We start from the raw sequence: 14,027 nt of genomic DNA, 5'->3' as shown, positions 1-14,027 counted from the left end.
ACAGCCTGTGTCCCAGCCATCGCCTGCCAGCTGTCGCGCACATCCGCGCTTTCCCCACACTCAGGACACCCTCATGAGCGAAACGCTCGAACTTTCTTCCGCGCCGGCAGGCACGCCCCGCCTGCGCGATCCGCAGTTCTGGCTGCGCAGCGGTACGGCGCTCGCGTTCGCCGTCGTGGTGGCCGGCTTCGCGCTCACGTCGCCGCTATTCCTGACCGTCGCGAATCTTGCGAACGTGCTGCAGCAGTCGGTGGTGATCGGCCTGCTCGGCTTTGGGCTGACCATCGTGCTGATCGCGGGCGGACCGGACCCGATCCGCGGCGGTCTCGATCTGTCGGTCGCGGCCAATCTCGGCTTGTGCGCCGCCGCGTTTGCGGTCGCGCAACGCGATGGTTTGCCTCCCACACTCGCGGTCGCGTTGACGCTCGCGGCCGGCGCCGCCGTGGGCGCGATCAACGCGGTGGCCGTGATCGCGCTGCGCATCGTGCCGCTGCTTGCCACGCTGACCACGATGAACATCGCCGCCGGCTTCGAGCTCGTGCTGACGCAGAACACGTCGGTGTCCACGAGCGGCGCGCTGACGACGTGGCTGCTGGACGACGGTCCGTTCGCCGTGCCGCACCTCGCGTACACACTGCTGCTGGCTGCCGTGCTATTCACCGCGCTCGTGCACTACACGCCGTTCGGTTTGCGACTCGCGGCGGTCGGCGCGCATCGCGACGCCGCGCGCGCGGCCGGACTGCGCACACAACGTTACGTCGCGGCGAGCTACGTGCTGTCCGGCATCGCCGCCGCGCTGGCCGCGCTCGCGTCGGCGGCACTGCTGAGCGGCAGTGCGCCGGGCGCGGGCGACAACCTGCTCGCGGTGGTCGCCGCGTCGCTGCTCGGCGTGGTGTTCTCGCGCCGCCTCGTGCCCACGATCCCCGGCACGCTGTGCGCCGTGCTGTTCATCGGCGCGATCGTCAACGGATTCCAGCTCGACAACGTGTCGAGCTACTACGTCAACGGCGTGGAAGGCGCGCTGATCCTGTTCGTCGTCGCGACGACGGCGATCGTGCGGCGCCGCCTCGCCGGGAGCCACGCGTATGACTGACCGCTCGTCCCTCCTGCAACAGCTCCCGGCCGCGCTCGCGAAGCTGCAGCGCTTCGCACTCGTCGCCGCGCTGGTCGCGGTGATCGTGTTCTTTGCTGTATTCGCGCCCGGCTTCGCGCGGCCCGGCAATCTCGCCGACGTGCTGCTGAACAACTTCGCGCTGCTCGCGATCGCGTCGCTCGGCATGACGCTCGCGGTGTCGCTCGGCGCGGTGGACCTGTCGCTCGGCACGTCGGTCGACGTCGCGAGTCTCGTCTTCGTGCTGCTGTGCGCGCATCACACGAACCTGCTGCTCGCGGCGCTCGGCGGTCTCGCGGCCGCGGCGCTGACGGGCGCGCTGAACGCGGTGCTGGTCGCGCGGATCGGCATCGCGCCGTTTCTCGCGACGCTCGGCACGCTCTTCATCGGCCAGACCGTGCAGCAGCTCGCCACCGACGGCGGCCAGCCCGTCTATCTGCTCAACGTCGCGTTGCCGCCTCTCTTCAGCGCGCTCGCGCACGGCACATTCGCGGGCGTTCCCGTGCCGCTGTGGATCGTCGCGGTGCTCGCGCTCGCGCCGCATGTCGCGCTCGGGCATTCAGTGTTCGGGCGTCAGGTCGCGGCGCTTGGCGCGCAGCCGGGCGTCGCGCGCTATTCGGGGCTGCCGGTACCGGCCATCGTCAGCGCGACCTTCATCGCCAGCGCGCTGCTGTATGGCGTGGTCGGGCTGCTGCTGTCGTCGACGGTCAAGGCGTATGTGCCGCAGGCGGGTAACGGCTATCTGATGAACGCGATCGGCGCGACCTTCATCGGCACGACGCTGTCGCCTGCGCGCCGGCCCGGCGTCGCGGGGACGCTGCTCGGCGTGCTGCTGCTGAGCCTCGTCGCGAACGGGCTGCTGCTGATCGGCTGGAACTTCTACTGGCAGCAGGTCGCGACGGGCGTCGTGATTCTCGCGGTGCTCGCAATCAGTTTCGCGCAGCGCGGCGCGCGTTTCGCTTAGGTTCCAGGGGCCGCGCGCGGCACGTCATGCGCCGGCAATCTCGATGCGCACGCGAGATATCTCGTGCATGCGTGCCATTGCCGGCGCCAGCGGTCACGCGTGCCCTTCCTCGCGCTTGCCGACGCTGAACGTGAACGCAAGCGCGCCGACCAGTAACGCGCCCTTGATGAAATCCTGCATGTAGTACGGCGCGTTCAGCATCGTGAGCCCATTGAGCAGCACGCCGACGAACACCGCGCCGATCACCGTGCCCAGCACATTTGGCCGCTTCGCGCCGCCCACCGCGTAGCCCACCAGTGCCGCCGCCACCGCGTCGAGCAGCAGCGAGTGACCGGCGCTCACATCGCCGCGGCCTACGCGCGCCGCGATCAGCACGCCGCCGAGCGCAGCGATCGCGCCGGACGCAACGTACGCGGCCGCGCGATAGCGCGCCGTCGGCGCACCGGCGAGACGCGCGGCCGTCTCGTTGCCGCCGATCGCGTACAGCACACGGCCCCAGCGCGTCGTCTCCATCACGACGCTGGCCAGCACCGTCAGCAGCACGAGCACGATCACCGGCAGCGGCACGACGTCGAACACGCGCAGCCTGCCGAGCGCGAGAAACGCGTCCGGGAAGATGCCCGACGCCTCGTTGCCATCCGGCAGGATCGTGCCCGTCGTGAGCGACCGGCCGCCGGTCGGAATCAGTTGCAGCCCCGCGAGCAGGAACAGCGTGCCGAGCGTCGCGAGCTGATCGGGCACGCGCAACCGCGTGATCAGCAGCGCGTTGAAGAGTCCAGCGGCCGCGCCGAGCGCGAGACACGCGGCCAGCGCCGACCACGCACCGCCGCTCCACACGACCAGCACGTAGCTCGCCGCCATCTGCGCGGAGGCCGCGATACTCCCCACCGACAGATCGAATCCGCCCGCCGCCAGCGTGATGGTCACGCCGATGCCGAGCAGCGCGGTGATCGACACGCTCTGCAGGATGCTGAACAGGTTGTCGACGCGCAGAAACGCGGGCTGCTCGATCGCGAACAGCACCACGAGCGCGGCCAGCGCGAGCAGCATGCCGCTGCGTTCCAGCGCTGTGCGCCACACCTGCGCACGCGGCGTGCGCGCGATGATCATATCGCGATGAAGCGGCGGCGCGACGGCGCCGACGGGCGGATCGTTCGATGACGTACTCGATTTCATCAGGATGACTGATCGGTAGTGAAACGGTTGGATGGCTTGGAAAATTCGGGCGCGCCGCGATCGAAATGCACGATGCGATCGGCTACTTCGAGCGCTTCCTCGAGATCGCTGACGAACACGAGCGTCGCGCGGCGATGCGCGTGACGGCGCAGCAGTTCGACGATATCGGCGCGCGCGCCGGCATCCACGCCCTGGAACGGTTCATCGAGCAGCAGCACGCGCGCGGGCTCCGCGTGCCAGCGCGCAAGCACGACCTTCTGCTGGTTGCCGCCGGAAAGCCGGCCCGGCCGGTCTTCCGGTCCGCGACAGCGAATGCCGAAGCGTTCGATCGCATCGACGGCCGCCTGACGTTCGCGGCGGCCCTGCACGAAACCGCGGCTGAACCAGCGCGACAGAAACGGAAAACCGATCGTGCCCGCGATCGTCGCGAACGGCACGCTGTCGGGAAACAGCGACGTGCGGCGGCGATCCTCGCTGAGCATGAACACGCCCGCGCGGATCGCGTCGGCGGGAGAACGTGGCTGCCAGCGCGCGCCATCGAGCGTGACGGTGCCGGCAAGCGCCTTCGATACGCCGAACAGCGTGCGCGCGAAACGCGACTTGCCGCTGCCGATCGGACCCGCGATCGCGACGATCTCGCCGCGCCGCACGTCGATGTCGAACGGCGCGCTGTCGGTGCGCAAGCGCAGACCGCGCACGCTGAGCGCGGGTTGCGCCGTATCACCATTGCTGTCATCGGTCGGCGTGCCTGCTCCGGTTTGCGCACGCGCGTCGTGCAGCGGTCGTCCCAGCATCGCTTCGAGCGCGGCGTCGAAATCGATGGGCTTCGGCATCTGCGCGACGATGCGTCCATCGCGCATCACGACCACACGATCCGCGACGCGCCGCAGATCGCCATGACGATGCGACACCAGCAGCGTCGCGACGCCTTCGCCGCGCAGACGCCCGATCAGTTCGAACAGCCGCTCAGCTTCGGCAGCCGAAAGGCTTGCGGTCGGTTCGTCGAGAATCAGCAGCGCGGGACGCGTAGCCAGGGCCCGCGCGATCGTCACGCGTTGCTGCGCCGCGAGAGGCAGGCTGGCGAGCGGCACATCGAGATCGACGTCGAGTCCCACGCGCGCCGCACGCTGCGCGGCTTCGCGGCGACGCACGCGCGCCGGCACGAACCATCGCGACTGGCGATCGCAGAACTGGTCGAGCAGCAGATTGTCCGCGACGGACAGCGTCGGCACGACCGCATCGGCGATCGCCTGATGCACGGTAGCGATGCCGCGCTGCACGGCATCATGCGGCGATTGAGGAACGTAAGGCTTCCCCGTCAGCGTCAAACCACCATGATCGGCCCGATACACGCCGCTGAAGATCTTCACTAGCGTCGACTTGCCCGCTCCGTTCGCACCCATCAACGCGACGACCTCGCCCGCTTCAATCGACAGATCGACGCGATCGAGCGCGATGCTCGAACCGAAGCGCTTGCCGATGCCGGCGGCGTGCAGAACGGGAGAAGACATGGAGACGAACGCGTGCGGTTGGATGGCGACGAAGCCGCGCCTTTCATCCGCATGACAAGCGGCAGACAGACAGGCAGCGACTCATGCAGCACGCTACCGGGCCACGCTCTGCCGGGCAACGAAGCAAACCTGATAACCAAATGAACGCGGTGCCGCATCGCATTGCATCGAACAGAACTCGCGCATCCGCGCAAGCCCCGGAAAATCCTTACCGGAAGTTGTAACAAAATGTTAAGTCGGCCGCGCGCGCCGCCGTTAAAAGGCTCAGACAGACAGCCACACAGTGGCGAAAATCAGCCCGGCTCCGGGGGACCAACATGAACCAGCAACGTGCTACCCGGACGCGCACCGCCGCGCCCGGTGAAGTCATCTACTCCGAAGGCTACGGTGGCGAAGCCGTCGTCTATCTGATTACTGACGGTAAGGTCCAGCTCTCGACGCACTGCGACGACAAGACCGTCGTGCTCGCTACGCTGGGCAAGGGGGAATTCTTCGGCGAAGCCGCGATTCTCCCGCCCGAACCTCGCACGCACACCGCGAAGGCGCTGACGTTCTGTCAGCTGACGGTCGTCGAGGCCAGCGCGATCGAGCAGGAGCTGGAACGCTCGTCGCCGCTCGTGCGCCACATGGTCCGCACGCTCGTACGCCGCGCGCGCAAGCGCGACGAAATGCTCGCGGCCTACACGCGCGCCGATTTCCTGCCGGCGATCGTCTCGTACGCGCATGTGCTGGCGCTGATGGCGACGTCCGAGAACGTCGAAGGCATCAACGAGTGGACGCACGAACGTTCGCGCCGCAGCGACGAAGTGTCTATTCCGCTCGCCGAAGTCGTGAAGCGCTGCCGCGCGATTGCCGGCCATTCGCGGGCGCGCGTGATGACGATGCTGAAGCGCATGGAGCGTCTGAACCTGATCGCGATGGACGGCAAGCCCGCCGAATTTCTCGGCAACGTCGCGACGCGGCCGGGTAGCGCGGACAGCGTGTCACCCCGCCACCACGTGGTGTTCGATCCGGCGCGGATCACCGAGCGCGCGCAGCAGGTCGCGAACGACGATCTCGACACCGCGCTCAACAGCGAGCTCGAACTGATCGATCTCGCGGAGCTGGAAGCGCTGATCGCCGTCGACAAGGCGATGATCCTCAGCAAGCTGTCGCACGGCGAGATCGCCGAAGACGTGTTCGCGTTCCGCAAGAGCCGCGTGCTCAACTACGTCGAGCAGAAAGGCACCGCGTATTTCTCGCGGCGCAATCCGCGCAAGGTGGTGGACGTGCAGTCGCTCGACGACCTGCAGTACGTCGACCAGCGCACGCTCTTTGAAGCGGTCGGCCAGTCCGACTCGTACGACCTCGCGAAGCTGTTCGCATCGAACGCGAGCCCGGCGGCGATCGAACTGCTGCAGTCGGTGATGGCGGAGGCGCGCCGCAACGAGATCTCGTGGATCATGCGGCGCGGCATCAAGGTCGATCCGGTGGAACTCGGCGACATCGAGCAGCGGCTGCTGGACACGGTGAAGGCGATCCGTTCGGCGGTCGCGGCGGGCGCCGAGCCACCGGCGCGCGAAGGCTGAACCCGCGCTTGAATCGAGTCTCCACGCACGGAAATACCGGAACAGAACCCTCATGGACCTCCTGACCCTGTTCGGCTCGCTGTTCGGCGTGGCCGCGATTGCCACGGGCTTCTGGCTCGAAGGCGGCCAGTTCGCGTCGCTGCTGCAGGCCGAAGCGCTCGTCGTCGTACTGGGCGGCACGATCGCCGCCGTGATGATCCAGAACACGTGGGCGCGTTTTCTCGACGGCATCAGGCAGTTCGCGCTCGCGTTTGCGAAGCCGCGTCAGGTGGATCGCGCGCATCTCGCGCTGCTGCTCGAATGGGGCGACGAGGCCAAGCTCAACGGCATGCTCGCGCTGCAGACGATGGACCTGTCCGGTATCGACGCGTTTGCGCGCCGCGGCATCGACCTGCTCGCCAATGGCGTTTCAACCGCGGTGCTCGAAGATTCGCTGCGCCGCGAGCTCGACGCGTACGAGCGCAACCGGATGGCCGCCGCGAAAGTCTGGCAGCAGGCTGGCGGCTATGCACCGACCTTCGGCATTCTGGGCGCAGTGCTCGGCCTGATTCACGTGACCGGCCATATCCTGGAGCCGTCCGCGCTCGGGCAAGGGATCGCGGCCGCGTTCACCGCGACGCTGTACGGCCTCGGTCTCGCGAACCTCGCGTTTCTGCCGCTGTACGGCAAGATCAAGGCGCAGATCGAATCGGAGCTGCGCTTCCGGCGGCTCTACTTCGACGGGCTGCTGGCCATTTCGCGCAAGGAATCGCCGCAGACGATCGAAACGCGTCTGACGGGCGACATTCGCGAGCGCTCCGCCGAACTGCTGGTCTGACGCGATCCTTCTGCCATGGAATATTCGTCGAGCACCTCGTCCGCACGCAGCCGGCCTCATGACGAAGAGGCGGACGACGAGGCCCGTTCGGAGCGGTGGCTGCTCTCCTACGCGGACCTCGTGACCACGCTGATGGTCTTCTTTCTCGCGCTCTATATCCTGCAGCTTTCAAGAACGAAAGAAGCCGAGCTCAAGGCGCGCGCGAACGCGGTCGTGGCGGCCGCGCTGCCTGCGCCCTCGCCCGCTCCGCGGGCCGGGCGCGAGCAGATGAAGACGCTGCTCGCGCCGCTCGTCGCGCGTCAGGAAATCGTGGTCAGCGATACGCCGCAAGGCGTGGAGATCGCGATCAACGCGAAGGTGCTGTTCGACAGCGCGGAGGCCAGCATCCGGCACGAATCGTTCGACGAACTCGGCCGCGTCGCGCAGATCCTGAAGCGCGCCGCGCCCACCAGCATCGTCGTGGTCGGCCACACCGACGACACGCCGATCGCCACCGCGAAATACGCATCGAACTGGGAACTGTCGGCGGCGCGCGCCGGCGCGGTCGTGCGCTTTTTCGTCGAGCATGGAATCGAGTCGCGGCGCCTGGCCGCGATGGGTCGCGCCGACAACGATCTGGTCGTGCTCGGCAACGACGCGGCCGCGCGCGCGGCGAACCGCCGCGTGACGATCCTCGCGCAGTTCTGAACGCGCCCGTCGGCACACCTCAGCGCTGCAGCAAGCGCCGGTTCGAACCGCGTCAGCTTTCGCCGTCGGACGCCAAATTCAGCGCCACCACGAATGCTGACACGCCGCCGATCAGCAGCGCCGCGCCGCGGATCGACGCGCCGGTATCGTCGAACACGAGCCCGTGCAGGATGAATCCGACGCCGAGCAACGAAACGAAAATGGCGATCAATGCGCACGCAATCCGGACGCTGCCCGAATGCGCATGGTGATCGTGGTGCCAGAGATGGAGCTTCACGAGAGCCTCCCGCATGCATCGCGGCCGGCCGGTCACGCGATGGTCAAACGGCCCGCCTATCCTGATGATGATCCGATCGCAGCAGCTCTGCCAGAGGTTTGGCGGAAGTCGCGTCGCGATCCATCCCGCGGCATCGGTACCTGAACAGCCTGACCTTCAAGGCTGCCTGCAGACCACCGCCGTGAGCACGAGCGGCACGACGGACCGGACGGTTGCCGAGCTGCCGGCTTCGCGCACGCGCGATTCGACCGCTTCCTTCGGCCCCGAGACGACCACGCCGTACAGCGTTCCGTCGACAGGCCGACCGTTGCCGGCCTTGAACAGGTCGTCGTCGGGCGCATAGCCGAGCACCGCATACACCCGGAAACCGAATGCCATCAGGCCGCTGCCGGCTGCCGGGCGAAACGCGTTCACCGAATTCGATTCGACCCGCATGGGTTTCGCATCGATCGAGCGGTCGTCGAGCAGGCCGGAAATGAACGCGTGCGGCTGCTGGTCGCAGCCGAGCGCATCATCGATCGCGTGGGTCTGCGCGACGGCGATGCCGGGCAGAGTCGCGGCGGCGCAGACGGCAAGCGCCTGAAAAAAGCGCATGGTTCGGATTCGCATCGTCTCTCCCGCGGGGCCGTCGAAGGTTCCAGGGTTTGAGCCGATCTTACGCGTTCGCGTTCCGTGACCTGTGTGCGGCCGGCATCCATCGTGCAGCGCGCAGCAGTGGCGCATGCCTGCGTTTCGCGTGCTTCAACGAAACCTGGGCAATCTGCGAACTCTGGTATTCAATGGAAGCATTCAAGGACACCGACGCGAGATTGCGTTACGGCAGCTTTCCCGCTGCTTTCCCGCAGCTTTCCGATAGCGGGACATGCGGACGCTCCACCTTGCGATCCGGTCCGTATTGCGACGGCCAACCTGCGCCGCCGCCCTCGGGAGTCATCATGCGCATTACCGTTCACCTCGATGCCTTCGACCATGCCACGCCCGCCACCTATGCGATCCTGTGGCTCGACAAGGCCGCGCGCAGATGGTCGCGCGAAGGGCATGCCGGCATCGACTTTCCAAGCTGGGGCACGCTCCTGCTCGATCGCGGCAGGACCGGCGTCATGACGCAGGACGGCATGCAGTCGCTCTGCATGCTCGACGGACTCGATCTGTCGGAACCGGAGGGCCCGTTCGAAGGCGAGACCGGCACTGTGTCGTGCATGTGCGATGGCGTCGAAGCGCGCGCCAACTCGCCCGAACACGGCCAGTGGCACGTGCAGTGGGTCGACCCCAACGATCCGGTTGCCGAAAGCAGCGTCTTCGCCGACGACGAGATCTGACTGCGCGTCGGCACGCGGTTCATCTCTGCCTTGATCCCGGTTCAACGCCGGGCGGACGGTGCTGTGCCCGTTGAAAGCACGCGCACGCACGTTCGTTCACGGCATCGGGATCGTCCCCATGTCTGAAGAAAACCCCCCGGGGAAAACCCGCTCATCTCATGCGTGCGGCATCGTAAGCGAATCCTGACGTTTGCGTCGGTACCCTTACCGCAGAATCGGCGGCGCCTGATTGGAATCGGCGAGGCCGTCGCCAATACTTTGGGACATGGATGTTCGCGCGCGGCCGGCCGCTTTCGAAGTTTCTTCACAGCCCGGCGCAATCGATGCGGACACCGAACCAGTTCACCGGAGACCGCCATGTCCCACGCTTCTTCCGCCGCACTCGCACTCGCGCCCGCACCATCCGGCGCCACGCGCGAACCGGCCGACACAGCTAAGCCCCATCACGACGCCGACGCGCTGCTTGAACTCGCGCGCACGTCGGGCATGCTCGTGCTGCTCGATGCGGAGATCGGCCAGCAGCGGTATCACAGCGTGGCGGGTTCGGTCGCGTCGCTGGTGCGCTTCGCGATGGCGATCAGCGAAAGCGTTCGCCGCGAACGCGCGCCCTGCTGAGCACGGCGATGATCACCCCACCGAAAGTGGTTGCCGCAGGGCGCTGCCGTCAGCATGCGATGGAACGCATGATCCGGCGCGAACGGCACCTCGGTCCGCGGCTGTTTGCGCGGCGCGTACCCGCATTGGCGTGCTGCCTCGCGCGCACCGTCAGGCCGCCGGTGCTGCGCCGGCCCGAGCGATGCCTGCTGCAGCGGGCCATGCAGGCGCGCACCTGAAGCGCACCTGCACAGCCCGCATTCACTCCTTCGCAGCGCCGTAGCCTCCGCCGCCCGGTGTCTGGATCACGAACACGTCGTTCGCGTCCATCTGCACCTGATGCCGCGCGCCGAAGCTTTCCTTCGCACCGCCGGCCGCGCGCTCGACCCAGTTGCAGCCGGTCGCACCGGGCGCGCCGCCGGCGAGCCCGAACGGCGCCACCACCCGCCGGTTCGACAGGATCACAGCGGTCATCGGCTGCAGGAAGCGCACGCGGCGCTCGGTGCCGTTGCCGCCGCGGTAGCGCCCTGCTCCTCCGCTACCGCGACGAATGCGGAATTCGTCGAGCCGCACCGGAAAGCGCCACTCCAGCACTTCAGGGTCGGTCAGACGCGAGTTGGTCATGTGCGTCTGCACCGCGTCGCAACCCGTGAAGGTCGGTCCCGCTCCCGAGCCGCCGCAGATCGTTTCGTAGTACTGGAAACGGTCGTTGCCGAACGTGAAGTTGTTCATCGTGCCCTGCGATGCGGCCACCACGCCCAGCGCGCCATATAGCGCATCGGTAATCACCTGGGAGGTCTCGACGTTGCCCGCCACCACCGCGCACGGATAGCGCGGATTCAACATGCTGCCTTCCGGAATCCGGATTTCGAGCGGCTTCAGGCAGCCCGCGTTCAGCGGAATGTCGTCGTCGACGAGCGTGCGGAACACGTACAGCACGGCCGCCTTGCAGATCGCGGCCGGCGCGTTGTAGTTGTTCGGCTGCTGCGCGCTCGTGCCGTCGAAATCGACCACCGCGGAACGCGCCGCGCGATCGATGCTCACCGACACCACCACCTTCGCGCCATCGTCCAGCGCGTATTCGTAGCGGCCGTCCTGCAGTGCGCTCAACGTGCGGCGGACCATCTCCTCCGCGTTGTCCTGCACGTGCTGCATATACGCCTTCACGACCTCGATGCCGAACTGGTCGCCCATCCGCGCGAGTTCCTGTGCGCCCTTCGTGCATGCCGCCACCTGCGCGCGCAGATCGGCGAGATTCTGCTCGACGTTGCGCACCGGATAGCGGTCGGACAGCAGGCGGTCGCGCACCGCGCCTTCGAGGAACGTGCCCTCGCGCACCAGCTGCACGTTGTCGAGCAGCACGCCCTCTTCGCCGACGTGCACCGAATCCGGCGGCATCGATCCCGGCGTAATGCCGCCGATGTCCGCATGATGCCCGCGCGCGCCGACAAAGAACGTCGGTTCGCTGGTGCTTTCGGCGCCGTCCGCGAACACCGGCATCACGACCGTGATATCCGGCAGGTGCGTGCCGCCGCTATACGGCGCGTTCAGCATGAACACATCGCCCGCGCGCATCGTGCCGCGGCGGCGCTCGAGAATCGTCTTCACGCTCTCGCCCATCGATCCGAGGTGCACCGGCATATGCGGCGCGTTCGCGATCAGGTTCGCTTCGCCGTCGAACAGCGCGCACGAGAAGTCGAGCCGCTCCTTGATGTTCACCGAGTACGACGTGTTCGCGAGCGTCACGCCCATCTGTTCGGCAATCGACATGAACAGGTTGTTGAACACTTCGAGCATCACGGGGTCGGCCTCGGTGCCGGCCGCGAAGCGGTTCGCGCGCGCTTCGTGGCGCTGCATCACCAGATGATTGCGCTCGCTGACTTCGACACGCCAGCCCGGCTCGATCACCGTCGTACCGGTCGGCTCGTTGATCACCGCCGGCCCTGTCACGCTGAAACCGGGCCCCAGCGTTTCGCGGTCGTACACCGGCGTATCGAGCCAGCGGCCGCCCGCGAACACGCGGCTCGTGCCGACCGGCGCGGCATCGCGCGACGCGTCGTCGCGTACCGGCCATTGACCGTCGTCGGTGGCCTGCGCGGCGCCGATCGCTTCCACCGCGATCGCTTCGATCACGAGCGGGCGGTTGCGCATCAGGAAGCCGTAGCGCACCTGGTACGCGGCTTCGAACGACTGCGTGACCACTTCGGGCGCGAGCGAGAACGGCACTTCGAGCGACGTGTCGGTACCGTCGTACTTCACGTGCATCGAATGCTTCACTGCGATCGCGCGCGGCTCGATGCGCTGCTCCGCCACTTCGTTGCGTGCCGCGTCGGCGAGCGCCGCGTATGCTTTCGCGCAGCCGGCGAGCGACGCTTCGCCCAGCACCTGTTCGACCGCGAGCTGCCGCATCGCGCGCACGTCGGCAAGTCCCATGCCGTACGCGGACAGCACACCCGCGAGCGGATGGATATGCACGTTCGTCATGCCGAGCGCGTCCGCGACGAGGCAGGCATGCTGACCGCCCGCACCGCCGAAGCACGCCAGCGTGTATTTCGTCACGTCGTAGCCGCGCTGCACGGAAATCTGCTTGATCGCGTTTGCCATGTTCTCGACGGCGATCGTGACGAAGCCTTCCGCGAGTTCCTCCGGCGTGTGGTGGGTGCCGGTCGCGTTCGATACCTCGGCGGCGAGCGCGGTAAAGCGCGAGCGTACGATGTCCGCATCGAGCGGCAGATTGCCGTCCGGGCCGAACACCTTCGGGAACCACGCGGGGTTGATCTTGCCGAGCATCACGTTGCAGTCGGTCACCGTCAGTGGGCCGCCACGACGGTACGCAGCGGGCCCCGGATTCGCACCCGCGCTTTCAGGACCGACGCGCAGCCGCGCGCCGTCGAAGCTGCAGATCGAGCCGCCGCCGGCCGCGACCGTGTGGATCTTCATCATCGGCGCGCGGATCCGCACGCCGGCCACTTCGGTCGAGAACTCGCGTTCGTAGTCGCCCGCGAAATGCGTGACGTCCGTCGACGTGCCGCCCATATCGAAGCCGATGATGCGATCGAAGCCCGCGAGCGTGCTTACTTGCGCCGCGCCGACGATGCCGCCCGCCGGCCCCGACAGGATTGCGTCCTTGCCCTGGAAGCGCTGCGCCTCCGTCAGACCGCCGCTGCTCTGCATGAACTGCAGCGGCACCGGCCCGAGATCGTCCTGCACCTGGTCCACATAGTGCCGCAGGATCGGCGACAGATACGCATCGACTACCGTGGTGTCGCCGCGCGATACGAGCTTCATCAGCGGGCTCACTTCGTGGCTCACCGAGATCTGCGTGAAGCCGATCCGTTCGGCGATCGCCTTCAGGCGCTGCTCGTGATCGTGATAGCGATAACCGTGCATCAGCACGATCGCACACGAGCGAATGCCCTTCGCGTGCGCCGCGCTGAGCGCAGCGAGCGCCGCGGCTTCGTCGAGTTCGCGCACCACGTCGCCATCCGCGCCGATCCGCTCGTCGATCTCGATCACGTCTTCGTACAGCAGCGACGGCAGCACGATCTCGCGGGCGAACAGCTGCGGGCGATTCTGGTATGCGATACGCAGTGCGTCCGCGTGGCCCTTCGTGATCGCGAGCACGGTGCGCGCGCCCTTGCGTTCGAGCAGCGCGTTAGTCGCGACCGTCGTGCCCATCCGCACGCTGTCGATCAGCTCCGACGGCACCGGCGCGCCGGCCGGCACGCCGAGCAGTTCGCGAATGCCGTGCACCGCCGAATCGCGATACCGTTCCGGGTTCTCCGACAGCACCTTGTGCGTGACGACGCGGCCATCGGGACGGCGCGCGACGATGTCGGTGAAGGTGCCGCCACGGTCGATCCAGAATTGCCAGCGGCGCTGGCCTGAGTGATGAGCAGGCTGATTTCGTTCCTGGTCCTGCCCTGCGGCGGGCTGCGATCGGTGCTGCGATCCGTCGTAATCCATGTTCGTCGGTGTTTCCAGTTGGGTTCGAAATAAGAAG

Annotated in this window: 13 protein-coding genes; 8 read left to right on the top strand and 5 right to left on the bottom strand. The window is 67.3% G+C overall.

Features of this window, described 5'->3' with window-relative positions:
* Window positions 1–73: 73 nt before the first annotated feature.
* Window positions 74–1,093, top strand: a complete 1,020-nt coding sequence (locus DVS29_RS24125; RefSeq protein WP_118183033.1) for an ABC transporter permease — start codon at window positions 74–76, stop codon at window positions 1,091–1,093.
* Window positions 1,086–2,075, top strand: a complete 990-nt coding sequence (locus DVS29_RS24120; protein WP_118183032.1) for an ABC transporter permease — start codon at window positions 1,086–1,088, stop codon at window positions 2,073–2,075. Before DVS29_RS24125 ends, DVS29_RS24120 begins: the two co-directional genes overlap by 8 nt.
* A 93-nt stretch (window positions 2,076–2,168) precedes the next feature.
* Here the strand turns inward: DVS29_RS24120 and DVS29_RS24115 are convergent, their stop codons facing one another.
* Both DVS29_RS24115 and DVS29_RS24110 read right to left on the bottom strand, forming a co-directional pair.
* Entirely contained in the window at window positions 2,169–3,185 is a 1,017-nt protein-coding gene (locus tag DVS29_RS24115; protein WP_118183054.1) for an ABC transporter permease, read from the bottom strand.
* A 65-nt stretch (window positions 3,186–3,250) separates the two neighbouring features.
* Entirely contained in the window at window positions 3,251–4,762 is a 1,512-nt protein-coding gene (locus tag DVS29_RS24110) for a sugar ABC transporter ATP-binding protein (protein ID WP_118183031.1), read from the bottom strand.
* Window positions 4,763–5,079: 317 nt separating this feature from the next.
* Between DVS29_RS24110 and DVS29_RS24105 the strand changes: the two genes are divergently transcribed.
* From DVS29_RS24105 to DVS29_RS24095, 3 genes are read left to right on the top strand one after another with little or no spacing between them, the layout of a single operon-like run.
* Window positions 5,080–6,330 carry a Crp/Fnr family transcriptional regulator gene (locus tag DVS29_RS24105; protein ID WP_118183030.1) on the top strand — a complete coding sequence of 417 codons (1,251 nt, stop codon included), beginning with the start codon at window positions 5,080–5,082 and terminating at the stop codon, window positions 6,328–6,330.
* Window positions 6,331–6,382: 52 nt separating this feature from the next.
* Window positions 6,383–7,147 (top strand): flagellar motor protein, encoded by a 765-nt coding sequence (locus tag DVS29_RS24100; protein WP_118183029.1) that lies wholly within the window; start codon window positions 6,383–6,385, stop codon window positions 7,145–7,147.
* A gap of 15 nt (window positions 7,148–7,162) precedes the next feature.
* The gene (locus DVS29_RS24095) at window positions 7,163–7,834 is read left to right on the top strand and encodes an OmpA/MotB family protein (protein ID WP_118183028.1); all 672 of its coding nucleotides are present in this window, start codon (window positions 7,163–7,165) and stop codon (window positions 7,832–7,834) included.
* 52 nt (window positions 7,835–7,886) lie between these two features.
* Here DVS29_RS24095 and DVS29_RS24090 read toward each other — a convergent pair whose 3' ends face one another.
* Complete coding sequence (locus tag DVS29_RS24090) at window positions 7,887–8,111, bottom strand: DUF2964 family protein (RefSeq protein WP_240655776.1); 225 nt, start codon at window positions 8,109–8,111, stop codon at window positions 7,887–7,889.
* A gap of 156 nt (window positions 8,112–8,267) precedes the next feature.
* Window positions 8,268–8,720, bottom strand: a complete 453-nt coding sequence (locus tag DVS29_RS24085; RefSeq protein WP_118183026.1) for a hypothetical protein — start codon at window positions 8,718–8,720, stop codon at window positions 8,268–8,270.
* A gap of 326 nt (window positions 8,721–9,046) precedes the next feature.
* Here DVS29_RS24085 and DVS29_RS24080 point away from each other — a divergent pair, with 326 nt between their 5' ends.
* The 3 genes from DVS29_RS24080 (at window position 9,047) to DVS29_RS37410 (ending at window position 10,263) form a co-directional block, all read left to right on the top strand.
* Window positions 9,047–9,430: a DUF3564 family protein gene (locus DVS29_RS24080; protein WP_118183025.1), complete on the top strand. Its 384-nt coding sequence runs from the start codon at window positions 9,047–9,049 to the stop codon at window positions 9,428–9,430.
* A 357-nt stretch (window positions 9,431–9,787) separates the two neighbouring features.
* Window positions 9,788–10,045 carry a hypothetical protein gene (locus DVS29_RS24075; RefSeq protein WP_118183024.1) on the top strand — a complete coding sequence of 86 codons (258 nt, stop codon included), beginning with the start codon at window positions 9,788–9,790 and terminating at the stop codon, window positions 10,043–10,045.
* A gap of 59 nt (window positions 10,046–10,104) precedes the next feature.
* A complete protein-coding gene (locus DVS29_RS37410; protein ID WP_164707980.1) occupies window positions 10,105–10,263 on the top strand; it encodes a hypothetical protein in 159 nt (52 codons plus the stop codon).
* Between the two features lie 22 nt (window positions 10,264–10,285).
* Here the strand turns inward: DVS29_RS37410 and DVS29_RS24070 are convergent, their stop codons facing one another.
* A complete protein-coding gene (locus DVS29_RS24070) occupies window positions 10,286–13,990 on the bottom strand; it encodes a hydantoinase B/oxoprolinase family protein (protein ID WP_118183023.1) in 3,705 nt (1,234 codons plus the stop codon).
* Window positions 13,991–14,027 lie beyond the last annotated feature (37 nt).

The sequence above is a fragment of the Paraburkholderia phosphatilytica genome, from assembly GCF_003443895.1.
Classification (GTDB): domain Bacteria; phylum Pseudomonadota; class Gammaproteobacteria; order Burkholderiales; family Burkholderiaceae; genus Paraburkholderia; species Paraburkholderia phosphatilytica.
The sequence above is the reverse complement of the archived record's forward strand: the minus strand, read 5'-3'. Positions and strand labels throughout refer to the sequence as shown.

What these genes read in the sequence shown, in the direction of transcription:
- DVS29_RS37410 (WP_164707980.1), top strand. Translation starts at nt 10,105, where the DNA reads ATGGAACGCATGATCCGGCGCGAACGGCACCTCGGTCCGCGGCTGTTT.
- DVS29_RS24120 (WP_118183032.1), top strand. Translation starts at nt 1,086, where the DNA reads ATGACTGACCGCTCGTCCCTCCTGCAACAGCTCCCGGCCGCGCTCGCG.
- DVS29_RS24110 (WP_118183031.1), bottom strand. Translation starts at nt 4,762, where the DNA reads ATGTCTTCTCCCGTTCTGCACGCCGCCGGCATCGGCAAGCGCTTCGGT.
- DVS29_RS24100 (WP_118183029.1), top strand. Translation starts at nt 6,383, where the DNA reads ATGGACCTCCTGACCCTGTTCGGCTCGCTGTTCGGCGTGGCCGCGATT.
- DVS29_RS24125 (WP_118183033.1), top strand. Translation starts at nt 74, where the DNA reads ATGAGCGAAACGCTCGAACTTTCTTCCGCGCCGGCAGGCACGCCCCGC.
- DVS29_RS24085 (WP_118183026.1), bottom strand. Translation starts at nt 8,720, where the DNA reads ATGCGAATCCGAACCATGCGCTTTTTTCAGGCGCTTGCCGTCTGCGCC.
- DVS29_RS24080 (WP_118183025.1), top strand. Translation starts at nt 9,047, where the DNA reads ATGCGCATTACCGTTCACCTCGATGCCTTCGACCATGCCACGCCCGCC.
- DVS29_RS24115 (WP_118183054.1), bottom strand. Translation starts at nt 3,185, where the DNA reads ATGATCATCGCGCGCACGCCGCGTGCGCAGGTGTGGCGCACAGCGCTG.
- DVS29_RS24095 (WP_118183028.1), top strand. Translation starts at nt 7,163, where the DNA reads ATGGAATATTCGTCGAGCACCTCGTCCGCACGCAGCCGGCCTCATGAC.
- DVS29_RS24105 (WP_118183030.1), top strand. Translation starts at nt 5,080, where the DNA reads ATGAACCAGCAACGTGCTACCCGGACGCGCACCGCCGCGCCCGGTGAA.
- DVS29_RS24070 (WP_118183023.1), bottom strand. Translation starts at nt 13,990, where the DNA reads ATGGATTACGACGGATCGCAGCACCGATCGCAGCCCGCCGCAGGGCAG.
- DVS29_RS24075 (WP_118183024.1), top strand. Translation starts at nt 9,788, where the DNA reads ATGTCCCACGCTTCTTCCGCCGCACTCGCACTCGCGCCCGCACCATCC.